This is a genomic window from Pseudomonas sp. QTF5, assembly GCF_000512695.2.
Taxonomy (GTDB): Bacteria; Pseudomonadota; Gammaproteobacteria; order Pseudomonadales; family Pseudomonadaceae; genus Aquipseudomonas.
In genome coordinates this window covers 125,237-150,082 of record NZ_AZRW02000012.1, presented here as the reverse complement: position 1 = coordinate 150,082, position 24,846 = coordinate 125,237, and the positions used below count along the sequence as shown (strand labels likewise).

Sequence of the window (24,846 nt, the reverse complement as noted above, 5' to 3'; positions counted from 1 at the left end):
CTCAATGCCCGACGGCAAAGGCAATCGGCGCCGAACGGGCCAACCCGCCCCGACACTTGAGCACCCGCAACTGAGCAGGTTTGGCGTCGATGGCGATGCGCAGGGCCGCTGGTGACGGGTTGATGGCTTCACTGAGCGAGCGATAGGCGAACGCCAGGGTCTGACCGGTTTCCGCTGCCACCTGCAAACGTCGCAACGCTCGATCGTCGGCTTTGTGAGGCCAGCACAACACCGCCCCGCAACTTCCCGAACGCAGGCATTGTTCCGCCGCCCACAGCGCATCGCGCTCACTGGCCTGGATGATCGACAGTTGCCGCAAATCGACCCCGGCGTTCTGCCAGGCCTGGGGATACGGCACGTAAGGCGGCGCCACCAGCACGATGCGCTCACCTGCCGCCGACAGCCGCGCCAGCGCTGGCCACACCAGTTGCAACTCACCCACGCCCTGCCCGGCCAGCAGGATTTCAGTCAGCGCCGCTTCCGGCCAGCCACCGCTCGGCAATGCCGCATCCAGCGCCGCATGCCCGGTGGGTTGCGGGCTGACGGCCGGTGGCGCAGGCCGGCCCTTCCAGACCTGGCCGCCATTGAACAGCGTATCCAACGCAACGACGGCGCCCATCACCCTTGCCTCACCAGACCGCAGAACACGCCTTCGATGGCCAGGTCCTGATCGGCTCGAACAATGATCGGCTGGTAAGCCGGATTGCGTGGTAACAGGCGAACAGAATTGCCGACCCGCTCGAAACGCTTGATGGTGACTTCGCCGTCGAGCCGCGCCACGACGATCTGGCCGTTGACCGCTTCGGGATTGCGCCGCACGCCCACCAGATCGCCGTCGAGAATACCGTCCTCGATCATCGAATCGCCCTGCACCCGCAGCATGTAATCCGGCACCCGCGAGAAGATCGACGGATCAAGCAGCAAACGGCTGTGGACCTCGGCATCGGCACCGATCGGCGCACCGGCCGCCACTCGACCGAGTACCGGAACATCCAGCAGCTCGGGCCGCGGCGGTTGATTCAGCAGCCGGATGCCTCGCGCCTGATGCGGATTGACCTCGATAAAACCGGCTTCGGTCAGCGCCAGCACGTGCTTGCGCGCCACGCTACGGGAGGCGAAGCCAAAGGCCTCGCTGATCTCAGCGAGGCTCGGGGGCTGACCGTGTTCGGCGATTCGATCGCGGATGAAGGTCAGGATGGCGGTACGGCGGGGAGTTAAAGTCGTCATGGAGTACATTTGTACTCTTTTGGGTTTTTCCTGACAAGGACCGCCAGTCAGCTGATGCCCACGAACGGGTCACCGATCCAATGTGGGAGCGGGCTTGCTCGCGAAAGCGGTGGGTCAGTCGACATCGATGTTGAATGTTGAACCGCATTCGCGAGCAAGCCCGCTCCCACATTAGACAGTGGTGGTTTCAAGTCCGAGTTGAGCCAGATAAGGCCATGGGTAGATGCCGCGTTCGTGGCCATCGCTGAGGATCAGTTGCAGGCCATAGCCCTGGGCATTGAGTTCGACCACACGAATGCGCTCATCCACTTTCACCGTAAGGCCTGCAACCGAAATGCCCGGCATTGCGAACACGGACATTGGCGGCGCAGTTCGGTGTGATCGAGTACCTGCTCACGCCCATCCGGCCAGTTCAATCGCAGCTGTTGTTTGCTCCGGGAATTACCAATCGCCAGCGGGGTCCTGCAACGCCTGTCGCAAGGCTGGCGAAGCCTGCGATCTTTTCTTTTGCCGCTGTTTAGCCGATACGCAGTGCGCGCAGGTCGAGGCGACCGTCCTTGAGCGGCGGGCACCAGTAGTAGCCGCCAGTGATCGGTCGGCTGATGCGATACAGGCCGTCGGTGATGCCATCTTCCAGACCGCTCATGCGCCGCAGTTGGGCTTCGAACGCATCGAGGGAAAAACCGAAGGCCAGGAACATCAGACCGGCACGATCGCCTTCGATCCACGGCATCGAGCGACGGACCACGAAGGCTTCGGGTGTGAAGCTTTCCTGAGCGGTGCGTTTGACGTGGGCAGAGATCGGCGCGTCGTCGAGTTCTTCGTTGTCGCTCAGGCGACGCCCCATGATGTTGTCCTTCTCGTGGGACGGCATCGCGTGAAAGCCTTTCAAGTCATGCTGCCACTGCTGGATCGCGGCGAAGCTGCCACCGACCAGACCGTCTGCGCCTTCGCTCAGCAATGCGGCCGCTACAGCGGCTTCGTCGTGAGGGTTTTCGGTGCCGTCTTCGTAACCGGTCAGGTCATGGCCGCTCATGTGGCGGAAGGTTTCGTTCATCTGCACCAGACGCAGGGCCGGTGCCAGCGCGGCTTCGATCGCATGACTGCGATTGAGCAGTTCGCCACGGTCAACACCGTGCAGCCAGCACCAGAGCGCGTGTTGGGTCGACGGGTTGTCGACGCCGACACCGACCAGCGCAGGAAAGGCGCGCAGCCCGTCGATCTGCGCGTGCAGCGCCTTGACCAGAGATTCACCGAAACCGACCACCGCCGACTTTCCGTCCACCAGGCGCATCAGGTTATCCAGCGCAGCCGGCAGTGCCTCGGCGGATTCAAGGGCGAAGAACATATGACGAGCTTGAGGCGGAACAGGGGTGGCGAGAATGCCCGGCTGGTAATAACTCATATGAACTCCTTAAAAGAGTCGGAGTTTAACCGGAGCCTCGTCAGTTGTGTGCTATCAGGACAAAAGAACAGAGCCCGGAATCGAGTCATGACAATTCGTGTTGCGATCTGATAAAACGTTTCAGCTATGCTGATCAGGCCTTGACCTAATAACGGTACGTAGCGATAACACCTTATCCGCATCACCCAATCCAGACGGGGTAGCGACATGAACACAGCACAGATCCTTGGCAACCTGTTTCCCACCGCCGACAACGTCCCGGAAAAATACCGCCTCAACGGCCCGACCGAGCAGCGCGAGTATCTGGTCGATGGCGAACTGAAAACCTGGTCCGGGCCCCTCGCCCAAGTCCGCAGCCCGGTGTACCTGAGCGGCGCGAATGGCGATGAACAAGTAATCCTCGGCAGCACGCCGCTGCTCGATGCCGATACTGCACTGACCGCGCTCGACGCCGCCGTCCGCGCCTATGATCGGGGCCAGGGCCTGTGGCCGACCATGCGCGTGGCCGAGCGTATCCAGCACGTCGAAACCTTCCTGGCTCGCATGCGCGAACAGCGCGAGGCAGTGGTCAAGTTGCTGATGTGGGAGATCGGCAAGAACCTCAAGGACTCGGAGAAAGAGTTCGACCGCACCTGCGATTACATCGTCGACACCATCAATGCCCTCAAGGAGCTCGACCGCCGCTCCAGCCGCTTCGAACTGGAACAGGACACCCTCGGCCAGATCCGCCGCGTTCCGCTGGGCGTGGCGTTGTGCATGGGGCCTTACAACTATCCGCTGAACGAAACCTTCACCACGCTGATTCCGGCGCTGATCATGGGCAACACCGTGGTGTTCAAGCCGGCCAAGCTCGGCGTGCTGTTGATTCGCCCGCTGCTCGAAGCATTCCGCGACAGCTTCCCGGCCGGGGTGATCAACGTCATTTACGGCAGCGGCCGCGAGACCGTCAGCGCGCTGATGGCCAGCGGCAAGATCGATATCTTTGCGTTCATCGGCACCAACAAGGCCGCCAGCGACCTGAAAAAACTCCACCCAAGGCCTCACCGCCTGCGCGCGGCGCTGGGCCTGGATGCAAAGAACCCCGGTATTGTTTTGCCTGAGGTGGATCTGGACAACGCGGTGAATGAAGCGGTCACCGGTTCCTTGTCCTTCAATGGTCAGCGCTGCACCGCGCTGAAAATCCTCTTCGTCCACGAAGACGTGGTCGAGGCGTTCATCGAGAAGTTCAACGCCAAACTCGCCGGCCTCAAACCCGGCATGCCGTGGGACAGCGGCGTGGCCCTGACGCCATTGCCGGAATCAGGCAAGGTCGATTACCTGCACACCCTGGTGGCAGATGCTGTCAGCAAAGGTGCGGCCGTGGTCAATCCCAATGGCGGTGAGTCTCGCGCATCATTCTTCTATCCGGCCGTGTTGTACCCGGTGACACCGCAGATGCGCGTCTACCAGGAAGAACAGTTCGGCCCGGTCGTGCCGATCGTGCCTTACCGTCATCTGGACACCGTGATCGATTACGTCCTGGAATCCGACTTCGGCCAGCAACTGAGTATCTTCGGCACCAACCCGGTGGCAGTTGGCAGGCTGGTGGACACCTTCGCCAACCAGGTCGGCCGGATCAACCTCAACGCCCAGTGCCAGCGCGGCCCGGACACCTATCCGTTCAACGGCCGCAAGAACTCCGCCGAGGGCACGCTGTCGGTGCACGATGCGCTGCGGGTGTTTTCGATTCGGACGTTGGTGGCGACCAAGTTCCAGGAAAGCAGCAAGGAGCTTCTCAGCGAGATCATCAGCGGGCGCAACTCGAGTTTTTTGACCACCGATTACATTTTCTGAACGTGGGGGGAGCTCTCTTGGGGGCTCCCCTGAATGTTTTATTACAACAATGAGTCTTTTTTTATAGTCAGCAAAACGTCCCTTATTAAAATGATGCGCCCTTAAAGGCACAACAAAATAAGGACATTAAATGCCTAATACCGCTATTAACCGCCACCAACCCTTCCCCCCATCATTCAGATACATAGAAGCGTCAACCGCACAGGGAGATAAACGCCTCATAGTTGATGACACAAAAAAAGTAGCTTATCTATTACAAGAAACACATAACACAAGCACCCCCAAGCTCGAATTGCAAAAATTAACAAAATCAGAAATGAAAAAACTCGACATCACTTTATTCAACAAAATCATTCACTGCAAACCTGAAGAAATACTAAAAGAACCTGGCCTGGTACGGACCATTCTCGGACAGTTCAACGCAAGTATCTCAATCCCCGATCGGTTTCGAGCTATTACTGGCTTGAATGAGACTGAAATAACACAATACAAACAACTATCCAACCCAGAAACAACCGAAACGCTTCGCTGCAATCTCATATCACTCATCGATGAAGATCTGAGAGCACCCTTCGAATCAGTACTGAGCGAATGGGCGACCTTCGGAGTATCTGCAAGCGAAATCGATATACTCGCCTATAAAAATTTCAAGGCGTTTTACGATGAAACAATGGATAAGCACGCCATAAAAAAAGAAGATTACAGCAAAGTTGATTTCGCCACTCAGAACATCAAATCCCACATAACAGATGCTCGCTGTCTCGACGCCAAACTGACTCCACTGCAAATTTTTAAAGCGGCTTTCCAGTTGGGTGGCATCCCCGCCGTCTCAAATTTTCGCTTCATGGACAATCCGGCCAGTAAAGACGACGGCAAATACAGAGAGTGGATGTTCCACTTCGACAACAGTAACTACGCGGCGGAGTTCAAACTCATCACTACCCGTATCACAGGAACCTGCCAAGCCAACAAAGAGCAGTGTCTGGCAGCATTTCCCTACGACACCACAAAATTCATTCGATTTACCCAAAGCGAAGCAGCAACCAAATTTCCTACCATGGAAGATCTGCAAAATGAATTTCGCGGTGTACCGGGTGCAAGCTATGCGGTGATTCAAAACCCGCATAACGATACGCCACTGGAAACCGGAATCAGAACCGAAATGATCGTACATCATCGCTCGGCCAGCAATAAAAACGGGCGTGATCACGGAGAATCAAGAAGTTCTGAATTAATGACCTTTCATGGACTGGACCGGTGCACACCATTTCTTTCCGTTCAAGAATTGGCCGAAGCGAAAAGCCTTACCCCATTGCAACACTTCGTATTAGGTGGTTTCAAAAACACCACTCCAGAAAAATTCATGGATTATTTTATCACTGAGAAACAGACCCTTAACTTACAAGTGCGAGAACTCATTAACAACAATAGGGTCAAACCGCTTGACAGCCTGACTGTCGCAAAGTTTAACGAAACCGACATAACCGTCATAAACAAGTCTTTATTCAATAAGCAGATCGATACATACGAGAACCTCCCGGAAGTACTTGAAAAAATTCCTCGATTGGCAGATGAAAGTAATTGGTCTAAAGAAACCGTACTGAGAATGGTGCCTTTGCTAATGAACTACGACCAAAACGCAGAGCTCAAACCTGACTGCTCGGAAAACAACGCCTTTCCGGCCCGAACTCAAATAAGAGAGCGAAGCGAGGAAGAGTTCCTCAAGCCACTCAGGAAGGATCTGGAGCAAATCAAATTCAGTACCCGGGGGGAAAATCTTCTCGAACTGGACCAGATCATCGACATCGCCCAAAACATCTGTGACTTTTACACCACCTACACGAAAGCCCTACCGGCAGACAATAAATTAGTGAGCTTATTCGAAAGTCGCGCAGCATTGGCGAAAGAATACACCAATCAATTTCGTTCAGGAGCGACGTTGCCTGAAACACACCAGACTCTCACTCTCTTTACGTACTACATGATTGACGATCTGGACAAGGCCAGTCAGGCATTCTCCGACAACAATATCAAGATCGACAGCTCCGCACTTGAAATATTCAAGGGCGAAAAAACCCGGATACTGCAACACTTCCTCACCAATCGCATATTAAACGACAGAATCACGCACTAGCACTCCTTCCATTTTCTTGTGACCCGTGTTGGGGACGCTTATATCGACGCCCCCACCACTCCCGATCCAACATCGCATCCAAGGGTTGAATCCATGATAGGTAGCAATTACAGATTGGCCATAACGCAGTTCATTCCTATTGATTCAAATAGCCAGCCGCATTCGGCTCAACTGACCGAAAAAAAGGACAAACGCGATTTCATTGAAATGAGTCAGGTGCGAGGGCAGAGCAATAGCAATATTGAAAAAATGACTCATCCTCTCACTCAGCCTGATGATATAGACCATTTATCACCGTACATGATAGACCTGGTAGGTAAAACAACAACTTTAGCCTTTGCCGAAAAAGTGCTTCAAGCCCCGAGAAAGCGACTACTGGACAAGCTGGGGATTGACGACACACAAGAAAAACAACGTCAGGCCAGGTTGAAGTCTGCCCACACAACAATTTCCAGGTTTTATAATCAAGCGCAGCCGATACCTCTGACATTGAATGGGTCCCCTTTTCTCGAACAGGAGCCCACAAACCCATATTTCATCGAACAAAAAATCATCACACCTGACTTCAGAATGTATAGGCATAATGAAAACGCCCAAGCACTCGATTTGCTACACTGCAAACTCCGTGACGATAGCGAAATAGCATTCAATAAAGCCCCCATCGAAAAACTGCAGCAATACAACAACTCTATATATTTAAACGAATCCCGCCTGCGCGAAAACGGGAAAAATTCCAACAAGGCAGAATACTTCGTCGAAATGGTTGACTACCTGATTCAAAGAGCAAAGCCTGGAGACTTCATCGTACAAAACTCACTTGAAAGCAGCAGTGATAAAAACACTCCGCACTTCCAGTACATTCCTAACCAGGTCCCGCTTCCTATTTTTTTCCATACACCTCACTACAACGACAAGTCCAACACTCAAATAGTCGACTGGCACCTTCCAGCTCTATGCAAGAAAATTGATTTACAACAATCCGACTGGAAAGACAAAACCCACCAGCTACAAGATCTGTGCCAGGAATTATTGAACACCCAGCATATTAGCACTACCCCTCTTTTCAGAAAGCTGGAGAATGACCTAATTGAGAGCTACTTGATTTTTAAAAAAGATTGCTCCTCAACATGGAATATAACTCCAGAGGATATCCAGAATGCTCCCGGCTGGCTGGAGGCCTGCGGTATATTTGTCGCTAATTCCCCCAAGGCCGAAGTATTCAGCAGCAAGGGAGCAGAAAAATACTATGCTACCTTTAGTGTGACGACGGAGAGTATTAGATATTTTTTTGAAACTTCTACCGGGACAAATATTGAGCTCAAAAAAACAAGTCCATCTCCGACATAAGCGAGATGTTCCAGCGACTGGCGCAAATCGCGTCGTGCTGGAGCATCTGAAGCCTCTTTAAAACTTTACTGAGTGACTGCCCGCCGAAACTTCAGGCCCCAGCCTTGCTGCATCCCGGCGGCGGCCAACAGAATCGCGGCGACACCGATCCATTGCAGCGGCTCCAGGCGATGGCCGAAGGCGAACCAGTCAACGAAAATCGCCGCAATCGGGTAGATGAACGACAGCGCGCCGGTCAGCGCTGTCGGCAGCTTTTGAATCGCGCCGTAGAGCAGCACATACATCAAACCGGTATGCACGATACCCAGGGTTACCAGACTGGCCCAGGCACTGGGTGTTTGCGGTATTGCCGAGAAGTGCGCAAAAGGCGCGAGCAACAGTACGCCGGTGCAGACCTGGATCAACGCGATCAGATGCGGTGGCGTACCGGTCAGGCGTTTGATGATCAACGCGGCAATCGCGTACAGAAAGGCAGCCCCCAGCGCCAGACCAATCCCCATCAGGTAATCGTTGCCGCCCTCGCCCTGCTCACCATGTGCGCTGACAATCGCCAGCATCCCGAGAAACGAAATGCCCAGCCAGAACAGTTTCTGCAGGGTGATTTTCTCCCCAAGAAACAGCGCGGCCAGCCCCACCAGCATAAATGGCTGGACGTTATAAACCGCCGTGCCAATGGCAATCGAGGCGCGGGAGTAGGACGCGAATAACAGCACCCAGTTGCCGACAATCGCCACACCGCTCAGTACAGCCAGCAAGAAAGTGGTGGATGTCAAAATGCCGGGGCGCAGAAAGCCGAACGCCGCGCAGATCAGCAGTAAGGTCGCAGCACCGAACACGCAGCGCCAAAACACCACGTCCAGCACCGGTTGCCCGGACACCAGCACGAACCAACCAATGGTCCCGGAAATCAGCATGGCGGCGGTCATTTCGAATGACCCGCGACGTAGTGTTTTGTCCATCATCAACCTCCTGTGTTTGAGCCCAAAGTATGCCAATCCACCGGGGGGCTTCTCCAGCGCAAAAAGCAGGCTAAACTCGGCTTCTGCCTTTTTTATCAAGGCTTATTCAGCCGATTGCCTAACAGGGGATTCCCATGACCGACGACATCGACCAAGTGCTGATCAGCGCATTGATGGAAGACTCACGCCGCTCGCTCAAGGCCTTGGCACAGATCAGCGGCCTGTCCTCGCCCAGCGTCGCCGAGCGCCTGCGCCGCCTCGAAGAACGTGGCGTGCTCAAGGGTTACACCGTCGAGATCGACCCCAAATGCTTCGGCTATCAACTCCAGGCCATCGTCCGCATTCGCCCGTTGCCGGGCCAGTTGCAGGAAGTGGAGCGACAGATTCAGGCCATCCCCGAGTTCACCGAGTGCGACAAAGTCACCGGCGATGACTGCTTCATCGCCCGCCTGCATGTGCGCTCGATGGAACAACTGGACACCCTTCTCGACCGCCTCAACAGCCACGCCGAAACCAATACAGCCATCGTCAAGAAGACCCCGGTCAAGCGCCGGCTACCACCGATGGCGTGAGTGCTGTTTTGTTCGCAAAGGGGTAGATTGTTTTTTTTCCGGCGAAGGATTGACGGCATGAAAACTCAAGTCATGTTACTGGCGGCGCTGATACTCACCGGTTGCGGAACGTTTCAGACGGTGGTGCGCAGTGACGAGGCTGCGGCAAAGAGTCTTAAGGAACAGAAAACCTACTGCGGTGCGGTTCCACGGATCTATAGCGGCGTGACTTATGACTTTTGCAGTCTGCATGCGCCCCCAGGCCCGGGCATCGATGAGTATCAATACAACAATGGCACGCCCTTTGTGTTGATCGACGTAGTCATTTCCGGCGTTCTCGACACCATGCTGTTGCCCTACACCATTTATCGGCAGCAGGCTGATGGCAGCATCGTCATTGCCGAATAATGTTGATGTGTCAGGCACGTGAGGAACGGCGACCCGATTTTCAGACAATAAAAAACCCGCCGAAGCGGGTTTTTTACTCAAGGCTGGCGATCAATCATCGCGGCTCATGATGCCGAACAGTTGCAGCAAGCTGACGAACAGGTTGTAGATCGATACATACAGGCTGATGGTCGCCATGATGTAGTTGCGCTCGCCGCCGTGAATGATGGCGCTGGTCTGGAACAAGATGCAGACCGACGAGAACAACACGAAACCTGCGCTGATCGCCAGTTGCAGACCGCTGATCTGGAAGAACAAGCTCGCCAGTGTCGCGCCCAACAGCACAAAGAAACCGGCCGTGATGAAACCGCCGAGGAAGCTCATGTCCTTGCGGGTGATCAGCACATAAGCCGACAGGCCGCCGAACACCAGAGCGGTCATCGCGAAGGCCGAACTGACGACTTCCGCGCCGCCCTGCATGCCCAGGTAACGATTGAGGATCGGGCCGAGCAGGAAACCCATGAAACCGGTCAGCGCGAACGCAGAAACCAGGCCCCATGCCGAGTCACGGAGTTTGTTGGTGAGAAAGAAAAGACCGTAGAAGCCGATCAGCACCACGAAGATGTTCGGGTAGCCGACACGCATCTGCTGCGCGACAAACGCCATCACGCCGCTGAATGCGAGGGTGAGGGCGAGTAAGCCGTAAGTGTTGCGCAGGACGCGGCTAACCTCTAGCTGCTCAGCCTGCACGCTGTTATTAACTGCGTAATCCTGTTCGCGCATGGCGACACTCCTGTTGGGTTTGAAACGTTCAGTCGCAAAGATCATAACAGACGCTCTGTAACAAGCCATGCAGAGAGTTTGACAGTGTGTTTCATTCAGGTATTATGGCGCCCGCAACACAAACGGAGGTGTGGCCGAGTGGTTTAAGGCAACGGTCTTGAAAACCGTCGACTGTAACAGGTCCATGAGTTCGAATCCCATCGCCTCCGCCATATTTGTACCGAAAAAGCCCTGATTATTCAGGGCTTTTTCGTTTCTGGGGTTTGAGCGGCACCCACTGTTTTTGGCATGTGTTACAAAACTATTAGATAACCGTTACAAAACTTTCCAGTTTTCGTCCTCCTCCGGCGTCCTGCCGATCGTTAAACATCTTTCATGTAAAGCAATGCTACGCTGCCCTCAAAACCGAGGATTTGCGATGCCACTCAGACCTTCTCCCCTCCCTGCTGTACAGGATCAACGAAAACCAACTCGCCCTTGAGGCCGCCATCCTGGAGCTTTCGAACTGGGTCGAGCAGCGCGGGGCGGCCGAAGTCGCCGAGAACGTTCGCGGTGCCCTGGCTGCTATTGACCGCAACGAAGAATTCATCAAGATGACGCTCGCTGTACTGATGACGCCGGAGTGATGACGGCCACATCCCCTGTTGAAAGACTGCTATCGCGAAAAGCAGTCGTTCGGTATGCCTACTAACCGGGTGGGTTCGCATATCCAGAAGAACATTTGTTACCTTGCATTCTGGTACATAGCGCCTACACACCTGGGGGGGGGAAATGACGCAGTTTCGTAAGGAAAACCACTACGTTCCGAAGCTCTACCTGAAGCAGTGGGCGAAGGATGGGAAAATTTCTACCTATCGTCTTCTTGTACCAAGTGCAAGCTACCCGCTGTGGATTGATCAACGTCTGAAAGGCATCGCCTATCAGAGCCACCTATATACGTCTGTAACAGGGCGAGGTGCATCCGATGAAATCGAAAAATGGCTGGGTAGCGAGTTTGAAAGCCCGGCACAGGAGGCGATTTCTCTCGCAATCAATGACCAGCGCATGTCTCCTGAGCATTGGAATCGCTTAACGCGCTTCGCCGTAGCGCAAGATCTACGCACGCCCGCACGGCTAAAAGAATTTCTTGCACGGCAACGCGGAACGCTGGAGACATTTCTCAATGAAACGTTAGAGAGTTCAATTGGTAACTTGGAGAGAGCAGTCAAATCAGGCTCATTACCCCCAAGGACTCAGCCGAACAGCTCAGAAGCTTTCCCCGTGAAGATCAACGTTGAAAAGCTGCCAGACGGTGGAGGTCGGGTACAAGCGAAGGCGGTTGTTGGCAGAGAACTATGGCTCTGGAACATTAAGCATCTCCTCACGAATACCATCGGGCGCCTTCCACGGCAGCGTTGGACGATTCTCCGTGCCCCAGAAGGTATTTGCTGGCCGACGTCGGACAATCCGCTTATCCGCCTGAACTATCAAGACGCGTCCAACTACGATTTTGGTGGCGGCTGGGGAATGAAAAACGTAGACATTCTCTTGCCGCTCAGTCCTAAGCACATTCTCCATAGCTGCATAGGGCGGCGCTCATGGGGTCGCGGAACAGTAATGGATGTTGAAATGGCCAAGCTAATACGGAGGATTATAATTGAGCATGCAGACCGCTACATTTTCTCAAGTGATCCTGATGATATCCACTTGGTTAGGCCCAGGATCGTGTGCGCCGAAACCCACAGGCAAGAACAGGAAGCATGGCAACGCTGGCACGACGAGCAATGCTTAGCTGAGATTGAACTCCAGAACAACCTATAGATCGGGCATGCACTGCGAATTAAAGCCCGATTCATTCATAATTTGCTGAAAAGGTAATCATACTACATGACGTCTTTAGCCGGGTTCACCTTCAACAGAATCGTAATTATCCAATCACTAGAACCCGACGAAGTTGAAACCGGGAAAATACTCTCCGAATATTTAACATCTTTAGGTACTGAAACCGAATCATTTAATGTACCGATAGAGATAATAAGCTGCAGTCACGCCAATCAATTCTTAGAAATACTACATCAACTAACTCAAGAAGCAGCCACCGGTAACATCCCCCTCATCCATGTAGAATGCCATGGTGATCAATTTGAGGGTTTGGAGTTTGAGAATAGTAGCACTCTCAGTTGGGAGCGCGTAGCCGCAGCTTTACTTCCGCTAAATATAGCCAGTCGATTCAATCTACTGGCTGTGTTTTCAGCATGTTTCGGTGCTTATTTTCTAGGACAAATGGGAGCAATCCAGCCGTGCCCCTGCTGGTGCTTGGTTGCTCCTACGAAGCGTGTTGACGTTGCAGAAGTATTAAGCGGATTCAGAACGTTCTATTACGCACTATTCAATGACATCGACTTGGGGTCTGCGACCCATGCGATATCGAAATGCCGATTGAGTCATGGGAGGTGGCTGTCGAAACCAGCGGAAATATGGTTTGAAAATTTGGTAACGGGTTATATCAAGGAACACTGCACCAAGCAGGCCGCACGAAAACGGGCGAAGATAATGTTTCGGCAACTAAAAAAGAATGGTACGCACCGAGGCATTGGAGCCCTACTCCGAATGCTTCGCAATAGAAACAAGACCGACCTACTGGATAAATACTTTGAAACATATTTCATAACAAAGCAAATACCAGAAAACTCCAAACGTTTTGAAAACTCTCGAAAACGTGTTCAAACCAGATTGTCTGAGCTCAGGGATAGTCGTCAATTTTATTTATAACAGAACGAAAACTAGGATCTTAAATCTATGCAATCGCAAATCATGAGCACCCAATCTGAAACATCGTGCATTGCTGAGATTCCTTTGGCACGGCGCTTACGAATATGTCGAACGGAGGCATATAGTCCAGACTTTCAGTGTCTGTTTTGGGTCCAGATTGTGTGAAAACGCATGTGCTGATTTGAAGTCTGCGTTGCTACGTAAAATCTGCCAGGGCCAAATACTCACGGTAAAGCCTTGATCGCCCCCGACTGTATTACGCGGGCGTCACACATTCCGCCGCCGACGATGCCACCCCGCCCGATCCAATGACATGCGAAACCGACTCGACCTGCCACAGTCGATTAGCGCTGGTGCGATGGTTGCGCACATCGAGCCGGCCCTCGGCGACAATTCCAGGCGTCAGCGGTCGGGTGATGGACATGGTGGACTTGCCGCGCTGCAGTTTCTTCAGTTGCGCCGCCGCCGCTTCCTGGGCGCTTTTCTGATCCGTATGGGTCTTGCGGATGATGTAGCGCGGGCCCGCCTGGCTGTCGGCGTCTTCGCTGGCCTCGCTGGCATTGTCCGGGGACTCGCCGTACACCGACACCGCGCCGGCGACTATGCCCGCGACCGCCGGCACCTTGCGCTGTTCGGCTTCGTTGAACCAATACGCGACCACCGACTGATAGTCGTTGCGCTCTTGGATCGTGACCCGGCCGCTGCTGTTCTCCGGATCACTAATAACGACGGTCGGCAACGCGGCGCCGGTGACGGTCTGAGCCACACCCTTGGGCACCACTACCAGACGGCCGCCGACCGGCTTCGCCACAGCGCCCAGCTCACGAGCCAGGCGCGTCAGCAGATTCATATCGGATTCGGCACGCTGGTCGATATGGCTGAAAACATGCTTCGCCAGATCCGGCGCTACGGCGGCAATGTAACCATGCTCGGCGGCCATTTTGCCGACCAGGGCGCCCAGGGTAATCCCGTCGAACGTGGCGTCACGCGGGGCCTTGATCCCGCCCAGCATCTTGGCCGCTTTGCCGTGAATCACCAGGGCCTGATCGTCTAACGGCTCTTCCAGTTCGTCGACCTGATAGGCGCCTTTGAACACCAGGGCGCCCGGCTCGCCAATCCACACCTTCAGCTCCGCGCCCGTCGACGGCAGACGAATCAGGTTGTCGCGGTTATCCAGCTCAATCGCCACGGTGTCACTGTCCTCACCGGCGGAATCCTGCAAGGTCAGCTTGATAAAGCGCTTGCGCAGCATGGCGGTAATATCGGCATCGTTGGCCGTGATTCGGTAGTCAGCTTTTTTCATGGTCGTCCTCAATCCCACAACGACACTTGCCCAGGCGCTTGCGCCGGGGCCAGGTCTGGCAATTCGATCAACAGTCCTTCAGGCAGCACCGCGCCCCGCCGGCAAAGCCCCGGGTTGGCCTCTAAAACCGCTTCGGCGGTCCCCGGGCGAGCGCCGTAATGGACATGGCAAATGGCGTCGAGCATGTCCCCCGGGCGGGTGCGGTAAGTCCTCATGCTTCATCCTCCCCGTACTCGGAAATTGACAGCGATCCCTTGCGCACCAGGGGCGTACCGTCCTTGAGGAAAAATTCATCCGCCACGGTCAGGCCGTCGATCACCCACAACCCCAAGTCGGCCCCCGACTGCTTTAACTGGCCTTCCACCTTGGCCGTCCCACCCGACACCAGGCGCAACGGCTCGCCCGCGTCGCCCATCATGCGTAGGCGGTCGAACAGCAACACGTCCGCGCGCGACTGCGGGTAAACGGTGATATCGAAGGTTTTGCTAGTGCTGTCGGGGCCGTGAAATTGCTTGCCGGGCTTGGCCCCGTAACGATCCTTTTTCGCCCAGCGCCAGGCCATCGAGGTCGACAGCCCCTGATATTCGGCGGTGGCCACGCTGAAGCGAAAATCGCCCAGCGCCATCATTACTTCAGACATACCCCTCCCCGCGAAGACCGCCCGGGGGCGGTTTCGCTATTTAGCTATTTCGCTTATTAGCCTTGGCCATCCCCCAGACGACCGCGCTGCGACCGACTGGCCTGGCGGTCGCGGGCATCCAGCTCGGCGCGCACCTTCTTCGCGACTTGCTCTTCCGACATGCCCGGGGCCGCTTGCACGACGATGCCGCCGTATTGATTGACCTGTTGCGTTGAAGGCGGCCGACCGGCCGGCGATGCCACGCCTCCCACTGGCGCCGCCAAGGGCGCCCCGGGTGCGGCTACCGCCCCCGCGCCCGGGGCCACCGGTGGCAGTGCGGCGTTCACCGCGTCGGTCGCACCTGTGATTTTCTGCGTGATGGCGACCGCGCCGTCGCCGAGAAAGCCCCCGACCTTGTCCATGATGGACGTGACCGGCGCCAGAACCTTGTCCGTCAGCCATTGGGTCGACTCAGCAAACACGCTCTTGATGCGATCCCAAAGCGTACCGAAGAACGTAAACAGTGGTTCCCACGCCTGAGTCACCAGCGCCAGAGGGGAATCGGCCATCAGCGCCTTGATGAACTCCCAGGCCGCCGAGAACAGCACCTTAACGCGCTCCCACAGCCCACTAAAGAACGCCACTAGCGGCTCCCACACCAGGAAGATCGACCAGACAAAGGCGAAGTTCATCAGCGCTTTGATGAACTCCCAAGCCGCCGAGAACACCATTTTGACGTTGGTCCATAGGCCGCGGAAAAAGGCGGTCAGAGGTGCCCATGTCTGCATCAGCAAGGCCATCGGCGAATAAGCCAACAGCGCCTTAATGACTTCACAGGCCGCCGAGAACACGACCTTGATGCGTTCCCACAGCCCGCCAAAGAAGCCTTTCAGCGGCTCCCAATAGCGCACCACCAGGGCCACCACACCCACCAATGCCAGCATGCCGGCAATCACCAGGCCTATGGGGTTGGCCGACATGGCCACGTTTAACGCCCATTGCGCTGCAGTCATCACCGCCGCGCCTACGGCGTAGGCACGACTGGCGGTGCCCAGCAGCAATACCCCCGCCGCAGCCGCGATCGATCGAACTCGCGTTACGAGTAACGCCGCTTGCGTGCGCAGGTTGGCCGCCGTGAAGAACATCAGCGAACGGCGGGCCAGCATCAGTCCATCAGAAAGGAACGCGAAGCCAAATCGGGCGGCAATCGACGCCACCTTCAGGCCCACCAGCCCGACCAGGGCGAAGCCAATCACCTGGGAGAGAAACGGAAAGCGCTCGGCCAGGCTGCCGATCAGGCTGGCCAGCTGGCCCACGGCACCGGCGGCAAACATCATCGCCGGGGCGAACACCGCGCCCAGGGTGACACTGGCGTTTTGAATGCGCTGGCTCATCAACTTAAACGACTCGTTCGGGCCGCTGTTCATGATTTGAGCCATGCGCTCAGTGGTCGACATGCCTGTTTTCAGCGCTTCACCCATGCCGCTGATGTTCTTTTTCAGCGAGTCAATTTCGGGGTACAGCAGCTGGATCAGGGCGATAGCTTCGTCGGTGCCAAACGCCTTTTTCATCTCCTGGGTTTCCATCGCGTCCAGGGTGGCGCCGTACTTCTTGCGCAGCACTTCCAGAATTGCCGGCATCGACAACAGCTTGTCGTTGGCATCCATGAAAGAGACGCCCAGCTTTTCACTGGCCCCGGCGGCCGCGCCGATAAACGAACGGTACTTCGTGGCCGCTTCAGAACCGGACATCGTGAGCTGAAGCTGGCCGAGAATAGCCAACTGCTCGGCAAACGGAATGTTCGCCGACGTGGCGGTCGCGCCCAAGTTGGTCAGCGCCGCCGACATCTGCTGCCCGTCCGATTTGAACACGTTGACCGTTTCGACCAGGCCCGCCGCGAAGTACTTGCCGAACTCAATGTCGCGTTCTTCCGCGCTCATCTTGTCCCAGCCCGCCACCACCGCTTTACCGAAGTCGTCGAACTGGCGGCGATACACGCCGTAGCCGGTCGACATCAGCGACGTCATTTCGGCGGTGGTCGACTTGGTCGACTTCGCCACCAACGCCGCAATTTTGGTGAAGTCGCCGATAGCCTCGGCGCCCAAGGTGTCAATCGCCGACTTGATTTCGACCGCGCCTTCGATGAACTCCTTTTGCGTGGTGCCCGACCACATGTTCGAAAACTCTTTGGCCTTGGCGGTAATCGAATTAATGCCAGCCTCATCCAGCCCCAGGGCTAAACCGTCATTGCGCGCGGTGACTACTTCGCCATACGCATCGACCAGCTGTTTCGCGCCGGCGATGGCCACACCGACCCCGATGGCGTCACCCGTCGCCGACATTTTCATGTCGCTGTTGCGCTGCTTGATTTCACCCAGGCGCTTTTGCTTTTCGGCGACCAAGGCCAAGGCTTTCTGTTCCTTGGCCAATTGCTCGTTGTAGCGGCGCGTCTGCACTTCAATACGCCGCGTGGCTTCGGAAAGCCTCCCCGTGTTCACCCCCGTTGCCGCAAGCTGCTGGCCGGTGCGCTGAAGCTCCAGGCGTTCGGACTGCTGTTGTGCCTGCAAGCGTTTGACCTGTTCGGCCGCCCGGGTAAATTCATCCGTCATCTTGCGGGTCGGGTTGGCCGTGGCATTCAGCTGCTGCCCCAGGGCCTGCGCTTTGGATTGAGCCAGGGCCAAGGCCTGCGCGGTCTGGCCGGTGCGCGCCTCGAGCGCTTTGAAGTGCTCGATGTCCTTAGAGGTATTGCCCAGGCGCGACAGCTCGGACTGGGTCGCCTTGATTTTTTCGCCCATCCGCGACGTGGTATCGGTCACCTTCAGAATGGGCCCGGTGATTTTGTCCACCAAGCCCATGATCAGGTTTAGCCGCATAGAATTCGACATAGCCCACCCCAAAAAAAGGCCGGGCGGCCCCTCTCAGGACTGCCCGGCCCGGCCCTGCTCGTACCGAGCAAGCGCGATCTTGTGCCAACGCATCAGCTCTTCAAGCCGCATGCGCTCCGTCGTCAGCGCATCCCAGCCGGTGAAGACCAGGAAAATGTCGGCTTCCGCCTCCATTACTTCGTGCGGTACGGCGGTCAATCCGTGAAAAAAGCGACCACCTCCGTCTGCACATTCAACAGATCTTTGGGGGCCAGCAGGTCGAACTCGTTGGCGGTGATATTGGCGATACGCGGCACCAGTACACGGTGCGCGTTCACACCCATGCGGATCACGTCGAACATGTCCAGGCCACGCAATTCGCCGGCGCCGGGCTCGCGAAAGGTGACCTCAGTGATTTCGGTTTCGCCGCGTGTGATTGGGCGGGTCAGGATTACAGGCTTGCTCATGGGGATTCCTCAAAAATGGGGCAAAAAAACGCCGGCCCTTACTGGGCCAGCGCCGCGCGAATTTCTTTGTTGCGGTCCACGCCGTTGACGCGGAATTCGTTGTTGAGCTTGTCGATGTAAATCAGCTCTTTGCCGTCCACCTCAAAGTGGAACAGCTCGACCGCGATGGCGAATTTCATGGTGGCCTCTTTTTCCGGGGCCCATTCGTTGAACTCGGCGGACTTCCAGAAGCCTTGCATGCGCACAATCACCGTCTTGATGATCCCGCCCACGTCGACCGCACCGCGCAGCGTGAACACCTCTTCACGGCTGTCACGCGCGCCCAGAAGGCCGGTAATGCGCTCGGAGTAGTCAGAGATAGTGACATCGCACTCCAGCTTTTCCAGGCGTCCCAGGTCGCGCTCGATGTCACCCGCGACGCCGGCCAGGGTCTGGTCCATCGTCTTGGTGACAACCTTGGGCAAGGTGGCGGTATTACAGCGGCCGGCAAATGATTCGTCCTTGAAGAACGAATTCACGTCGACCAAAACACTAGGCAGCTTGGCGCCCATGGATCACCCCCTTACTCGAAAATGGCTTCGTTGTATTTAGTGCTGATGTGCTGACGGAACGTCATACGTTCGGCCACGTCGTAGAAGCCCAGGTCGTAATCCCAATACACCTGGCCGGCGCCGATGGCGGCTTGGTTCAGTTCCTTGTCGACCCAGCATTCGCCGCCGCTGATTACGTCGCGCGACTTCAATCGGCGGATCAGTTTGTTGACCCGGTTCTTCACGCCATCCACGTAACCTTGGGTGACGTTGCGGTCGAGCAATTCCTGGTGCGCGTACAGGATCGAATCGCCGACGATGTAGCGAATCCGCTGGTGCGGCATCATCACGGAATTGGCCAAGCGGTTGCCGTACAGATACCAGCCGCCTTGCTGATTGACGATCACCGCCACGTTCTTGCTGTTGTACAAGTTGGCCTTGCTGGTGGTGCTGCCGATGGCATGGTCGATCACTTCGGACGTGCCGAGGATCCCGAAGATTTTCCGGCTCGACGCACTGTTCCAATAGCCCTCTTCATTGTCGACGCGCACGATATGCCCGGCGATGGTCGGCGACGCCTTGCGGGTCACAACCTGGCCGGTAACCTCGTCCAGCACCTTGACACCGCAGTTCACGAACAGCGTTTCTTGATACAACGCCGCTTCGCCGATAACGGCGGAATAGCCCTTCTCGCTGCCGTCGATGATTGGGATTGCGTTGAGCTTCTTCGCAACCACTTCCATTGCCGCACCCACGCCCGTCAGGTGACTGAACTCCGGGGCGATGATTAGCCGCGGGCGCACGCCGACCAGGGATTCAGCGGCCAACAACGCCTTGAGGCCGGTGTATTTGCCGGTTTCGTTGTCGATGGTGCCGACCACCCCGGCGATTTGGGTTTCAGGGGTTTCCGTCGCGTCGACGCGCACCACCACGACCACCGCGCCGGACTGGCGGTAGATGTCGTTCAGCGCATCACGCAGGGTGCCCGTCATGCCGGCCTTGGCGATTAGCTTGTCGCTGTTGCACAGCACCGGGGTATTGAGCGGAAACACCAGCGGGTCGGCATCGTCAGCGGTGGCCACCAGGCCGATGGTCGATGCCGCCAGGACTTCGATAGGGCGGTCGAGGTTTTCGAGAAAAAACTGCTCGACCCCGTGCAGGTAATCAGCTGCCATTTCAATCTCCAGCAGAAAGCGAAAGCCCCCAGGGCGGGGACTTTCAGGCGAAAAAAAACCGCTTTCGCGGCTTGGGGGTGTCTTAGCGGGGAGGCGCTGGCTTAGATGGCGTCCAGCTCAGCGATCACCAGTTCACCGGCGGCGACCACCGCTTCGACGGTGGCCAACTCTGTCAGCGAGCCCTTGCCGCCGATGCGGGCTGCTTCAATGCGGGCCGCCACGGCCAGCCAGGAATCCCGGGCTTCAATCACCCGGTTTGCCTGTTCCTGCGGGGTAATCTGCAACGCCTCGGCTTCGGCCTTGAGCAACACATAGTCGCTGGCATCCACTGGCGAGCCGGCCGAGATATAGCGTTCGGCTTCATTCGCCTTGAGCAAATACATGGAATCCTGGCCATCGATCCGGGTGGCATTGCGCGCACGAGCCTGGGCCACGGCCGCATCAATCCCTTTCTGGATATCCTCAGCAGCAGCTCCGGCCAGCACAGACACCGGTATCCCCGCTGCTAGCGCATCCTCCACGGTAAACGCCGAATAAAACTGCCCATCATATGTAAAGTTAAGTCGCATCATTAGTCACCGAATCAACCAAGAACCAAGTTACTAACGACACTTCTAGGCGCGCCGTTAGAGTCAAAAACAACGCCAGTCAAATAATCACCCGACCATTTAGCGCCAGCCGGCAACGTATTATTTTGCGCAGACAAAATAATCGGAGTACCTGCGGTCTCGATTAATGGCGTGTTCTTAACGACCGGTCCCACTCGACTGATCTTGTTCGAGTACAACGAAACAATACCGGTTTGCCCGTTGATGGTATGACGAGAAAGCGAGGTATCACCCAGTTCAACTTCGCAACGAGACAGATGAATCATGCCCAGCGGTCGATCGTAGCGCCGGAACAAACCGGTATAGACGTTGTTCGTCGTTGACTCAGGCTTCGTATAGTTGGCCGTGCGAATGCGCAAGTTATCCAGCACGACGGTAGAACTATCCATCATAAAGCCAGTGGTCGAGTTATCCAGGTTCCCCGAACCGTCTGCACCGTTGGCCGGAATGCACACGTTTCGCAGGATTGGCATGACCGTCTCACCCTCGGCCATCGCAATCGTAATGTTCTTGGAAATGATGAAAATCAGGCTGTCGATCACATGCTCATGACCAAACAACCGGATATAGCCACCGCCTCCATAAGGGATGGCATTCACGGCCTTTGCAATCGTCTTGAATGGCTTGAGCCTGTCGCCTAAACCGGTGGCATCATCACCGGCAATAGCGTTGACATAATAAATCTTACTCATCACCGGGACCGCACTGACAGCAGCGGCCACGGCGTCTTTAATGCCTTTCTCTTTATCCTGAAACATTGTTACAAGGCGAGTAGCCTCAGCCAGCAGTGCCGACATGCCCATAATAATTCCCCGGTTTATTTCTGTTTAAGTTGCGAAACTTCGTTTTTAAGTATCCGGATCGACTCACTCATTTCCGCAATCGAGTCTTTTTGCGTGATGTGGCCACGCATCAAGCTCACCATGCTGGTCGTGCAGTCGCCCGCCAAGGCATCAACGGCCGCCGCCGCCCAGCCCCCTTCGTGGTACATCGGATAGACCGGGTAACGCAGGACCAGGCCGCCAGCGCCCTCGACTTTCGGCAACACCGCGTAGATGCCCGAGGCCCGCAGCAGTCGAGGCGTTCCGGTGCTATCCAAGACCCAGCGCGGGCTCGCCCCGGTATCCGCCGGATCGGGGTCTAACACCGTGTCAGAGAACATCTCGGCCGGCGTGATGTAGTGGCGAGAACCATCACTGCGCCCAGTCCAGGCGGTTTGGGGGGTGGCCCCGTCGCCGGGCGTGGCGGCTACCGTGGCGATGCCGTAGGGGTTCCAACCCTCCAGCGGCGTGCGCAAGATCAACTCCAATGGAATCGCATAGCTGTTGCGATAGGTTTGGCCATCCGCCGCAAACGACGCCACCTCAGGGCGCGTATTGGACGCGACGAACAGCGTCGGGTCGTTGTAACTGCGCAGGCCCTTGGTACGGCCGCTGGCATTGCGTTCATGCCCATACCGGCGGTTGTAGTAAGCCGCGTTCAGCAGCTCAGGGCTGTCCCACTTGGTCAGCTTGGTGACCACGCCGCTGTCGGTGTACTGCTCGACCAAGTTCGCCCCGGCGCCATCCAGCCCCGGCACCTTGGCCATCAACTCATCCAGCAGGTCGATGGTCGGGCTTTCGTTGTACGCACCCCAGGTCGGATCGACCGACAGCTCACGGTTGATACGCCACCGCTGGCGACGGCTTGTTGCCACCTGCGGCCCCGTCAGGTTCGCGTGCCAACGCTGCAACGGCAAATCGAGCGGGGTAATGAGTTTGTCCACGGGGTAATCCCCGACGCTGCCCACGTCCGCGACCGAAATGCGATAACGCCAGGCCACGTACTGCGGCCGCCCCGTCTTGGACACTTGCCGCACCGAGCCGGGGATAAACGACCCGTTTTCATTGCGACCGCTGAAGCCGGTGGCGCCCATCAACAAAGTGCGCGACAACAGGTCGCGATAGCCGTTGATTTCCTCCAGATGGCGGAAGCTTTCAAAGGTGTCATTCACCTCATCGGTCAACAGCTCCGGCCAGATTTCCAGCACCGACAGGTTCCAGCGAAAATGGGGCTGATAGTCGCGAATCGACGTATCACGCGCCGCAAAGGCCCGAAAGTATTCGCGCATTTCCGCAACCTTCGCCGGAATACCGACCGCCGCATTCACCGACGCGGGGGCTGCTGGTGGGGCAATGTCCACCATCGCCAGGTAGTTACCCGGCGCCGCGCTGCGCAAGCGATAGTCGTTATGGCGCGTCCTGACCATGTGGCCATTGATCATGGCCGCGATTTCACCCAGCCCGGGGGTCGCCAGTAGGTTCGGGTGGTTGTGCAGGTTGATGGCCGAATAAGCGCCGTCGAACGTGCGGTTGAACGACTCGGTACCGGCAGAACCGTATTGGCGACTGCCCAACACCCCCGACTGACCAAAGGTGCGGAAAATCTCCGCCAGGTATTCCGACTGACTCGACTCCGACACCCAATCGGTTTCGATGAAATTGGCCAGCGGGTAGGTGTGGGTTTTGCCTGCCTCATGCTCCGCCGACAAGACGCTGGCCAACTCGGCATCAACAAAATCTTTCACCCAGGCGCGGGTCGCCTGAATGACCGACCCGTCGAGCATCAACGTCACGTTGTCGGCGTTGGACGTGGTGAAGATCGTGCGGATACTGACTTCGCGACCGGCGCCGTTGTTGATCAACGGTTTGTATGACTCGGGGTATTTACCGATGGCATACAACACGCCGGTGTCGGTCCAGACACCCACCTCGCGCACCCACCACCCGCCCACCGTTTCAGGAATGACGGCCTCGACCACCAGCCAGGCCGTGTTCACCTTGTCCTGATACAGATTGTTTAGGTTGCCCTCCCACACCTTGCGCTTCAGCGTAGTTTGCGTATCCACGGGGTTATAGGACGCACCGTTACCATCACCGACGCTCATTTTTACCAGCTTGATCGGTTTGCCGTTGGCCTTGCATTCGGCTTCGTATTGAAAGCCGGCCTTGGTCAGAATTGTGTAGAACTCTTGCGCTGCCATCACACCTCCAGCGGGTAGATAGTTGTCAGTTCCACCCCGTCCGCGCCGACTGATTGAATCGTCGCGGCTTGCTGTTCCAGCTCGGTCATTTGCAGGGGGTAGATCGTGGTTTGCTCGCCAGAATCGCCACCTACCGAATCCACGGCAGGGTTAGCGCGCTGCTCGAGCAACGTCGGTTGAAGCGGGTAAAGCGTGGTGGCATCACCGGTGGTCAAGGTGCCCACGGCGGTCGGCAACCGACAGTGCTGCTCGAAAGCCGTGGCCTGCAACGGATAGAGCGTGGTGTTTTCGGTCATCGTCGCCACACCCGCCGCCGCGCGTTTGGTATGCGTTTGCTCTAACTGCGTTACCTGTAACGGGTAGATCGTGGTCACTTCCCCCGCGACAGAGGCCGCAACGGCTCGGGACTGGCTTCGCCCTTCCAACTTGATATGGACGGTGGCCAAGTGAATCGACGCGCGCTTGTTCTGCTCCAGGGCAGTCATGATCCGCGCGTCCAGCTCAGGCGTTATCGGAACGCTGTCGGTGGCTAGGTCAAGCCGGAAGGTGCCACGCGGCAACGGAGGCACCGCGTCAAACCATTCCGTGACCTTCGGCGTCAGGTCGAACTCAGATAGCGCCTGCTCGACCGCGCGCAACGTCCCTTTGATCCGGTGCAGGTCCAGGGAACTGGCCACCGCCGCCCGTTGCTTTTGCTCGGACCAGCTCGCCCGCCAATGATCGATGGACAAGTTCCAGGCCAACCAGGGCAACACCTCGACCGGGCACGTCCAAGGATTCCACAGGGTTTCCGTGCGCACCGGAATGGCGTCGATTCGCGCCGTGCTGGCGTCAATCTTGCGTTCAAGCTCGGCCAGGTGTGGCGGTAGGATGTTCATCGG

At 56.6% G+C, this 24,846-nt stretch carries 25 protein-coding genes, 1 tRNA gene and 1 pseudogene; 9 read left to right on the top strand and 18 right to left on the bottom strand.

Annotated features, from left to right (window positions below):
• Position 1: 1 nt before the first annotated feature.
• The 4 genes and pseudogenes from imuA to IC37_RS12770 all read right to left on the bottom strand — a co-directional run bounded on the left by imuA (position 2) and on the right by IC37_RS12770 (position 2,632).
• On the bottom strand, positions 2–619 hold the full coding sequence (gene imuA, locus IC37_RS12790; RefSeq protein WP_030132183.1) for a translesion DNA synthesis-associated protein ImuA: 618 nt from the start codon (positions 617–619) through the stop codon (positions 2–4).
• Positions 619–1,236 carry a transcriptional repressor LexA gene (gene lexA, locus IC37_RS12785; protein WP_030132182.1) on the bottom strand — a complete coding sequence of 206 codons (618 nt, stop codon included), beginning with the start codon at positions 1,234–1,236 and terminating at the stop codon, positions 619–621. The genes imuA and lexA overlap by 1 nt, the downstream gene beginning before the upstream one ends.
• A 162-nt stretch (positions 1,237–1,398) precedes the next feature.
• A pseudogene (locus tag IC37_RS12775) lies at positions 1,399–1,682 on the bottom strand (DUF971 domain-containing protein).
• 62 nt (positions 1,683–1,744) lie between these two features.
• The gene (locus tag IC37_RS12770; RefSeq protein WP_030132181.1) at positions 1,745–2,632 is read right to left on the bottom strand and encodes a Dyp-type peroxidase; all 888 of its coding nucleotides are present in this window, start codon (positions 2,630–2,632) and stop codon (positions 1,745–1,747) included.
• Between the two features lie 207 nt (positions 2,633–2,839).
• On the opposite strand from IC37_RS12770, the gene IC37_RS12765 reads away from it, so the two are divergent.
• The 3 genes from IC37_RS12765 to IC37_RS12755 all read left to right on the top strand — a co-directional run bounded on the left by IC37_RS12765 (position 2,840) and on the right by IC37_RS12755 (position 7,946).
• Complete coding sequence (locus tag IC37_RS12765) at positions 2,840–4,465, top strand: NADP-dependent glyceraldehyde-3-phosphate dehydrogenase (RefSeq protein ID WP_030132180.1); 1,626 nt, start codon at positions 2,840–2,842, stop codon at positions 4,463–4,465.
• A 130-nt stretch (positions 4,466–4,595) separates the two neighbouring features.
• Positions 4,596–6,599: a hypothetical protein gene (locus tag IC37_RS12760; protein ID WP_030132179.1), complete on the top strand. Its 2,004-nt coding sequence runs from the start codon at positions 4,596–4,598 to the stop codon at positions 6,597–6,599.
• A gap of 93 nt (positions 6,600–6,692) precedes the next feature.
• On the top strand, positions 6,693–7,946 hold the full coding sequence (locus IC37_RS12755; protein ID WP_030132178.1) for a hypothetical protein: 1,254 nt from the start codon (positions 6,693–6,695) through the stop codon (positions 7,944–7,946).
• 65 nt (positions 7,947–8,011) lie between these two features.
• Here IC37_RS12755 and IC37_RS12750 read toward each other — a convergent pair whose 3' ends face one another.
• Positions 8,012–8,905 carry a DMT family transporter gene (locus tag IC37_RS12750; protein ID WP_030132177.1) on the bottom strand — a complete coding sequence of 298 codons (894 nt, stop codon included), beginning with the start codon at positions 8,903–8,905 and terminating at the stop codon, positions 8,012–8,014.
• Positions 8,906–9,039: 134 nt separating this feature from the next.
• Here IC37_RS12750 and IC37_RS12745 point away from each other — a divergent pair, with 134 nt between their 5' ends.
• Both IC37_RS12745 and IC37_RS12740 read left to right on the top strand, forming a co-directional pair.
• The gene (locus IC37_RS12745; protein ID WP_008006559.1) at positions 9,040–9,477 is read left to right on the top strand and encodes an Lrp/AsnC family transcriptional regulator; all 438 of its coding nucleotides are present in this window, start codon (positions 9,040–9,042) and stop codon (positions 9,475–9,477) included.
• A gap of 57 nt (positions 9,478–9,534) precedes the next feature.
• The gene (locus IC37_RS12740) at positions 9,535–9,864 is read left to right on the top strand and encodes a YceK/YidQ family lipoprotein (RefSeq protein WP_030132176.1); all 330 of its coding nucleotides are present in this window, start codon (positions 9,535–9,537) and stop codon (positions 9,862–9,864) included.
• 90 nt (positions 9,865–9,954) lie between these two features.
• Here IC37_RS12740 and IC37_RS12735 read toward each other — a convergent pair whose 3' ends face one another.
• Positions 9,955–10,626 (bottom strand): Bax inhibitor-1/YccA family protein, encoded by a 672-nt coding sequence (locus IC37_RS12735; protein WP_007898177.1) that lies wholly within the window; start codon positions 10,624–10,626, stop codon positions 9,955–9,957.
• Between the two features lie 124 nt (positions 10,627–10,750).
• Between IC37_RS12735 and IC37_RS12730 the strand changes: the two genes are divergently transcribed.
• The 4 genes from IC37_RS12730 (at position 10,751) to IC37_RS29230 (ending at position 13,377) form a co-directional block, all read left to right on the top strand.
• A tRNA-Ser gene (locus IC37_RS12730) sits at positions 10,751–10,838 on the top strand.
• Between the two features lie 201 nt (positions 10,839–11,039).
• Positions 11,040–11,252 carry a hypothetical protein gene (locus IC37_RS30515; RefSeq protein ID WP_030132175.1) on the top strand — a complete coding sequence of 71 codons (213 nt, stop codon included), beginning with the start codon at positions 11,040–11,042 and terminating at the stop codon, positions 11,250–11,252.
• A 145-nt stretch (positions 11,253–11,397) separates the two neighbouring features.
• Positions 11,398–12,426 (top strand): DUF4238 domain-containing protein, encoded by a 1,029-nt coding sequence (locus IC37_RS12720; protein WP_051414901.1) that lies wholly within the window; start codon positions 11,398–11,400, stop codon positions 12,424–12,426.
• A gap of 66 nt (positions 12,427–12,492) precedes the next feature.
• Positions 12,493–13,377 carry a hypothetical protein gene (locus IC37_RS29230; protein WP_143519187.1) on the top strand — a complete coding sequence of 295 codons (885 nt, stop codon included), beginning with the start codon at positions 12,493–12,495 and terminating at the stop codon, positions 13,375–13,377.
• A 256-nt stretch (positions 13,378–13,633) separates the two neighbouring features.
• Here the strand turns inward: IC37_RS29230 and IC37_RS12715 are convergent, their stop codons facing one another.
• From IC37_RS12715 to IC37_RS12660, 12 genes are all read right to left on the bottom strand, one after another.
• Complete coding sequence (locus tag IC37_RS12715) at positions 13,634–14,680, bottom strand: contractile injection system protein, VgrG/Pvc8 family (RefSeq protein ID WP_030132173.1); 1,047 nt, start codon at positions 14,678–14,680, stop codon at positions 13,634–13,636.
• Positions 14,681–14,688: 8 nt separating this feature from the next.
• Complete coding sequence (locus IC37_RS12710; RefSeq protein WP_030132172.1) at positions 14,689–14,895, bottom strand: tail protein X; 207 nt, start codon at positions 14,893–14,895, stop codon at positions 14,689–14,691.
• A complete protein-coding gene (locus IC37_RS12705) occupies positions 14,892–15,320 on the bottom strand; it encodes a phage tail protein (RefSeq protein WP_081729418.1) in 429 nt (142 codons plus the stop codon). Before IC37_RS12705 ends, IC37_RS12710 begins: the two co-directional genes overlap by 4 nt.
• A 56-nt stretch (positions 15,321–15,376) precedes the next feature.
• Positions 15,377–18,184, bottom strand: a complete 2,808-nt coding sequence (locus IC37_RS12700; protein ID WP_081729417.1) for a phage tail tape measure protein — start codon at positions 18,182–18,184, stop codon at positions 15,377–15,379.
• A gap of 33 nt (positions 18,185–18,217) precedes the next feature.
• Positions 18,218–18,358: a GpE family phage tail protein gene (locus IC37_RS12695; protein WP_081729416.1), complete on the bottom strand. Its 141-nt coding sequence runs from the start codon at positions 18,356–18,358 to the stop codon at positions 18,218–18,220.
• Between the two features lie 20 nt (positions 18,359–18,378).
• Positions 18,379–18,630 (bottom strand): phage tail assembly protein, encoded by a 252-nt coding sequence (locus tag IC37_RS12690; RefSeq protein ID WP_030132169.1) that lies wholly within the window; start codon positions 18,628–18,630, stop codon positions 18,379–18,381.
• Between the two features lie 38 nt (positions 18,631–18,668).
• Positions 18,669–19,181: a phage major tail tube protein gene (locus IC37_RS12685; protein WP_030132168.1), complete on the bottom strand. Its 513-nt coding sequence runs from the start codon at positions 19,179–19,181 to the stop codon at positions 18,669–18,671.
• An 11-nt stretch (positions 19,182–19,192) separates the two neighbouring features.
• Entirely contained in the window at positions 19,193–20,335 is a 1,143-nt protein-coding gene (locus tag IC37_RS12680; RefSeq protein ID WP_051414899.1) for a phage tail sheath C-terminal domain-containing protein, read from the bottom strand.
• A 101-nt stretch (positions 20,336–20,436) separates the two neighbouring features.
• Complete coding sequence (locus IC37_RS12675; protein WP_143519186.1) at positions 20,437–20,856, bottom strand: hypothetical protein; 420 nt, start codon at positions 20,854–20,856, stop codon at positions 20,437–20,439.
• Between the two features lie 62 nt (positions 20,857–20,918).
• Positions 20,919–21,740: a hypothetical protein gene (locus tag IC37_RS12670; RefSeq protein WP_143519185.1), complete on the bottom strand. Its 822-nt coding sequence runs from the start codon at positions 21,738–21,740 to the stop codon at positions 20,919–20,921.
• A 20-nt stretch (positions 21,741–21,760) separates the two neighbouring features.
• Complete coding sequence (locus IC37_RS12665; RefSeq protein WP_051414898.1) at positions 21,761–23,965, bottom strand: phage tail protein; 2,205 nt, start codon at positions 23,963–23,965, stop codon at positions 21,761–21,763.
• On the bottom strand, positions 23,965–24,843 hold the full coding sequence (locus IC37_RS12660; protein ID WP_051414897.1) for a phage tail protein I: 879 nt from the start codon (positions 24,841–24,843) through the stop codon (positions 23,965–23,967). The genes IC37_RS12665 and IC37_RS12660 overlap by 1 nt, the downstream gene beginning before the upstream one ends.
• Positions 24,844–24,846: the final 3 nt, after the last annotated feature.

Coding starts and splice junctions, on each gene's coding strand:
- IC37_RS12720 (WP_051414901.1), top strand. CDS start 11,398: ATGACGCAGTTTCGTAAGGAAAACCACTACGTTCCGAAGCTCTACCTG.
- IC37_RS12660 (WP_051414897.1), bottom strand. CDS start 24,843: ATGAACATCCTACCGCCACACCTGGCCGAGCTTGAACGCAAGATTGAC.
- IC37_RS12685 (WP_030132168.1), bottom strand. CDS start 19,181: ATGGGCGCCAAGCTGCCTAGTGTTTTGGTCGACGTGAATTCGTTCTTC.
- IC37_RS12765 (WP_030132180.1), top strand. CDS start 2,840: ATGAACACAGCACAGATCCTTGGCAACCTGTTTCCCACCGCCGACAAC.
- IC37_RS12705 (WP_081729418.1), bottom strand. CDS start 15,320: ATGTCTGAAGTAATGATGGCGCTGGGCGATTTTCGCTTCAGCGTGGCC.
- lexA (WP_030132182.1), bottom strand. CDS start 1,236: ATGTACTCCATGACGACTTTAACTCCCCGCCGTACCGCCATCCTGACC.
- IC37_RS12770 (WP_030132181.1), bottom strand. CDS start 2,632: ATGAGTTATTACCAGCCGGGCATTCTCGCCACCCCTGTTCCGCCTCAA.
- IC37_RS12755 (WP_030132178.1), top strand. CDS start 6,693: ATGATAGGTAGCAATTACAGATTGGCCATAACGCAGTTCATTCCTATT.
- IC37_RS12710 (WP_030132172.1), bottom strand. CDS start 14,895: ATGAGGACTTACCGCACCCGCCCGGGGGACATGCTCGACGCCATTTGC.
- IC37_RS12740 (WP_030132176.1), top strand. CDS start 9,535: ATGAAAACTCAAGTCATGTTACTGGCGGCGCTGATACTCACCGGTTGC.
- IC37_RS12665 (WP_051414898.1), bottom strand. CDS start 23,965: ATGGCAGCGCAAGAGTTCTACACAATTCTGACCAAGGCCGGCTTTCAA.
- IC37_RS12735 (WP_007898177.1), bottom strand. CDS start 10,626: ATGCGCGAACAGGATTACGCAGTTAATAACAGCGTGCAGGCTGAGCAG.
- IC37_RS12670 (WP_143519185.1), bottom strand. CDS start 21,740: ATGTCGGCACTGCTGGCTGAGGCTACTCGCCTTGTAACAATGTTTCAG.
- IC37_RS12745 (WP_008006559.1), top strand. CDS start 9,040: ATGACCGACGACATCGACCAAGTGCTGATCAGCGCATTGATGGAAGAC.
- IC37_RS12715 (WP_030132173.1), bottom strand. CDS start 14,680: ATGAAAAAAGCTGACTACCGAATCACGGCCAACGATGCCGATATTACC.
- IC37_RS12695 (WP_081729416.1), bottom strand. CDS start 18,358: ATGGAGGCGGAAGCCGACATTTTCCTGGTCTTCACCGGCTGGGATGCG.
- IC37_RS12760 (WP_030132179.1), top strand. CDS start 4,596: ATGCCTAATACCGCTATTAACCGCCACCAACCCTTCCCCCCATCATTC.
- IC37_RS29230 (WP_143519187.1), top strand. CDS start 12,493: ATGACGTCTTTAGCCGGGTTCACCTTCAACAGAATCGTAATTATCCAA.
- IC37_RS12680 (WP_051414899.1), bottom strand. CDS start 20,335: ATGGCAGCTGATTACCTGCACGGGGTCGAGCAGTTTTTTCTCGAAAAC.
- IC37_RS12690 (WP_030132169.1), bottom strand. CDS start 18,630: ATGAGCAAGCCTGTAATCCTGACCCGCCCAATCACACGCGGCGAAACC.
- imuA (WP_030132183.1), bottom strand. CDS start 619: ATGGGCGCCGTCGTTGCGTTGGATACGCTGTTCAATGGCGGCCAGGTC.
- IC37_RS12750 (WP_030132177.1), bottom strand. CDS start 8,905: ATGGACAAAACACTACGTCGCGGGTCATTCGAAATGACCGCCGCCATG.
- IC37_RS12700 (WP_081729417.1), bottom strand. CDS start 18,184: ATGTCGAATTCTATGCGGCTAAACCTGATCATGGGCTTGGTGGACAAA.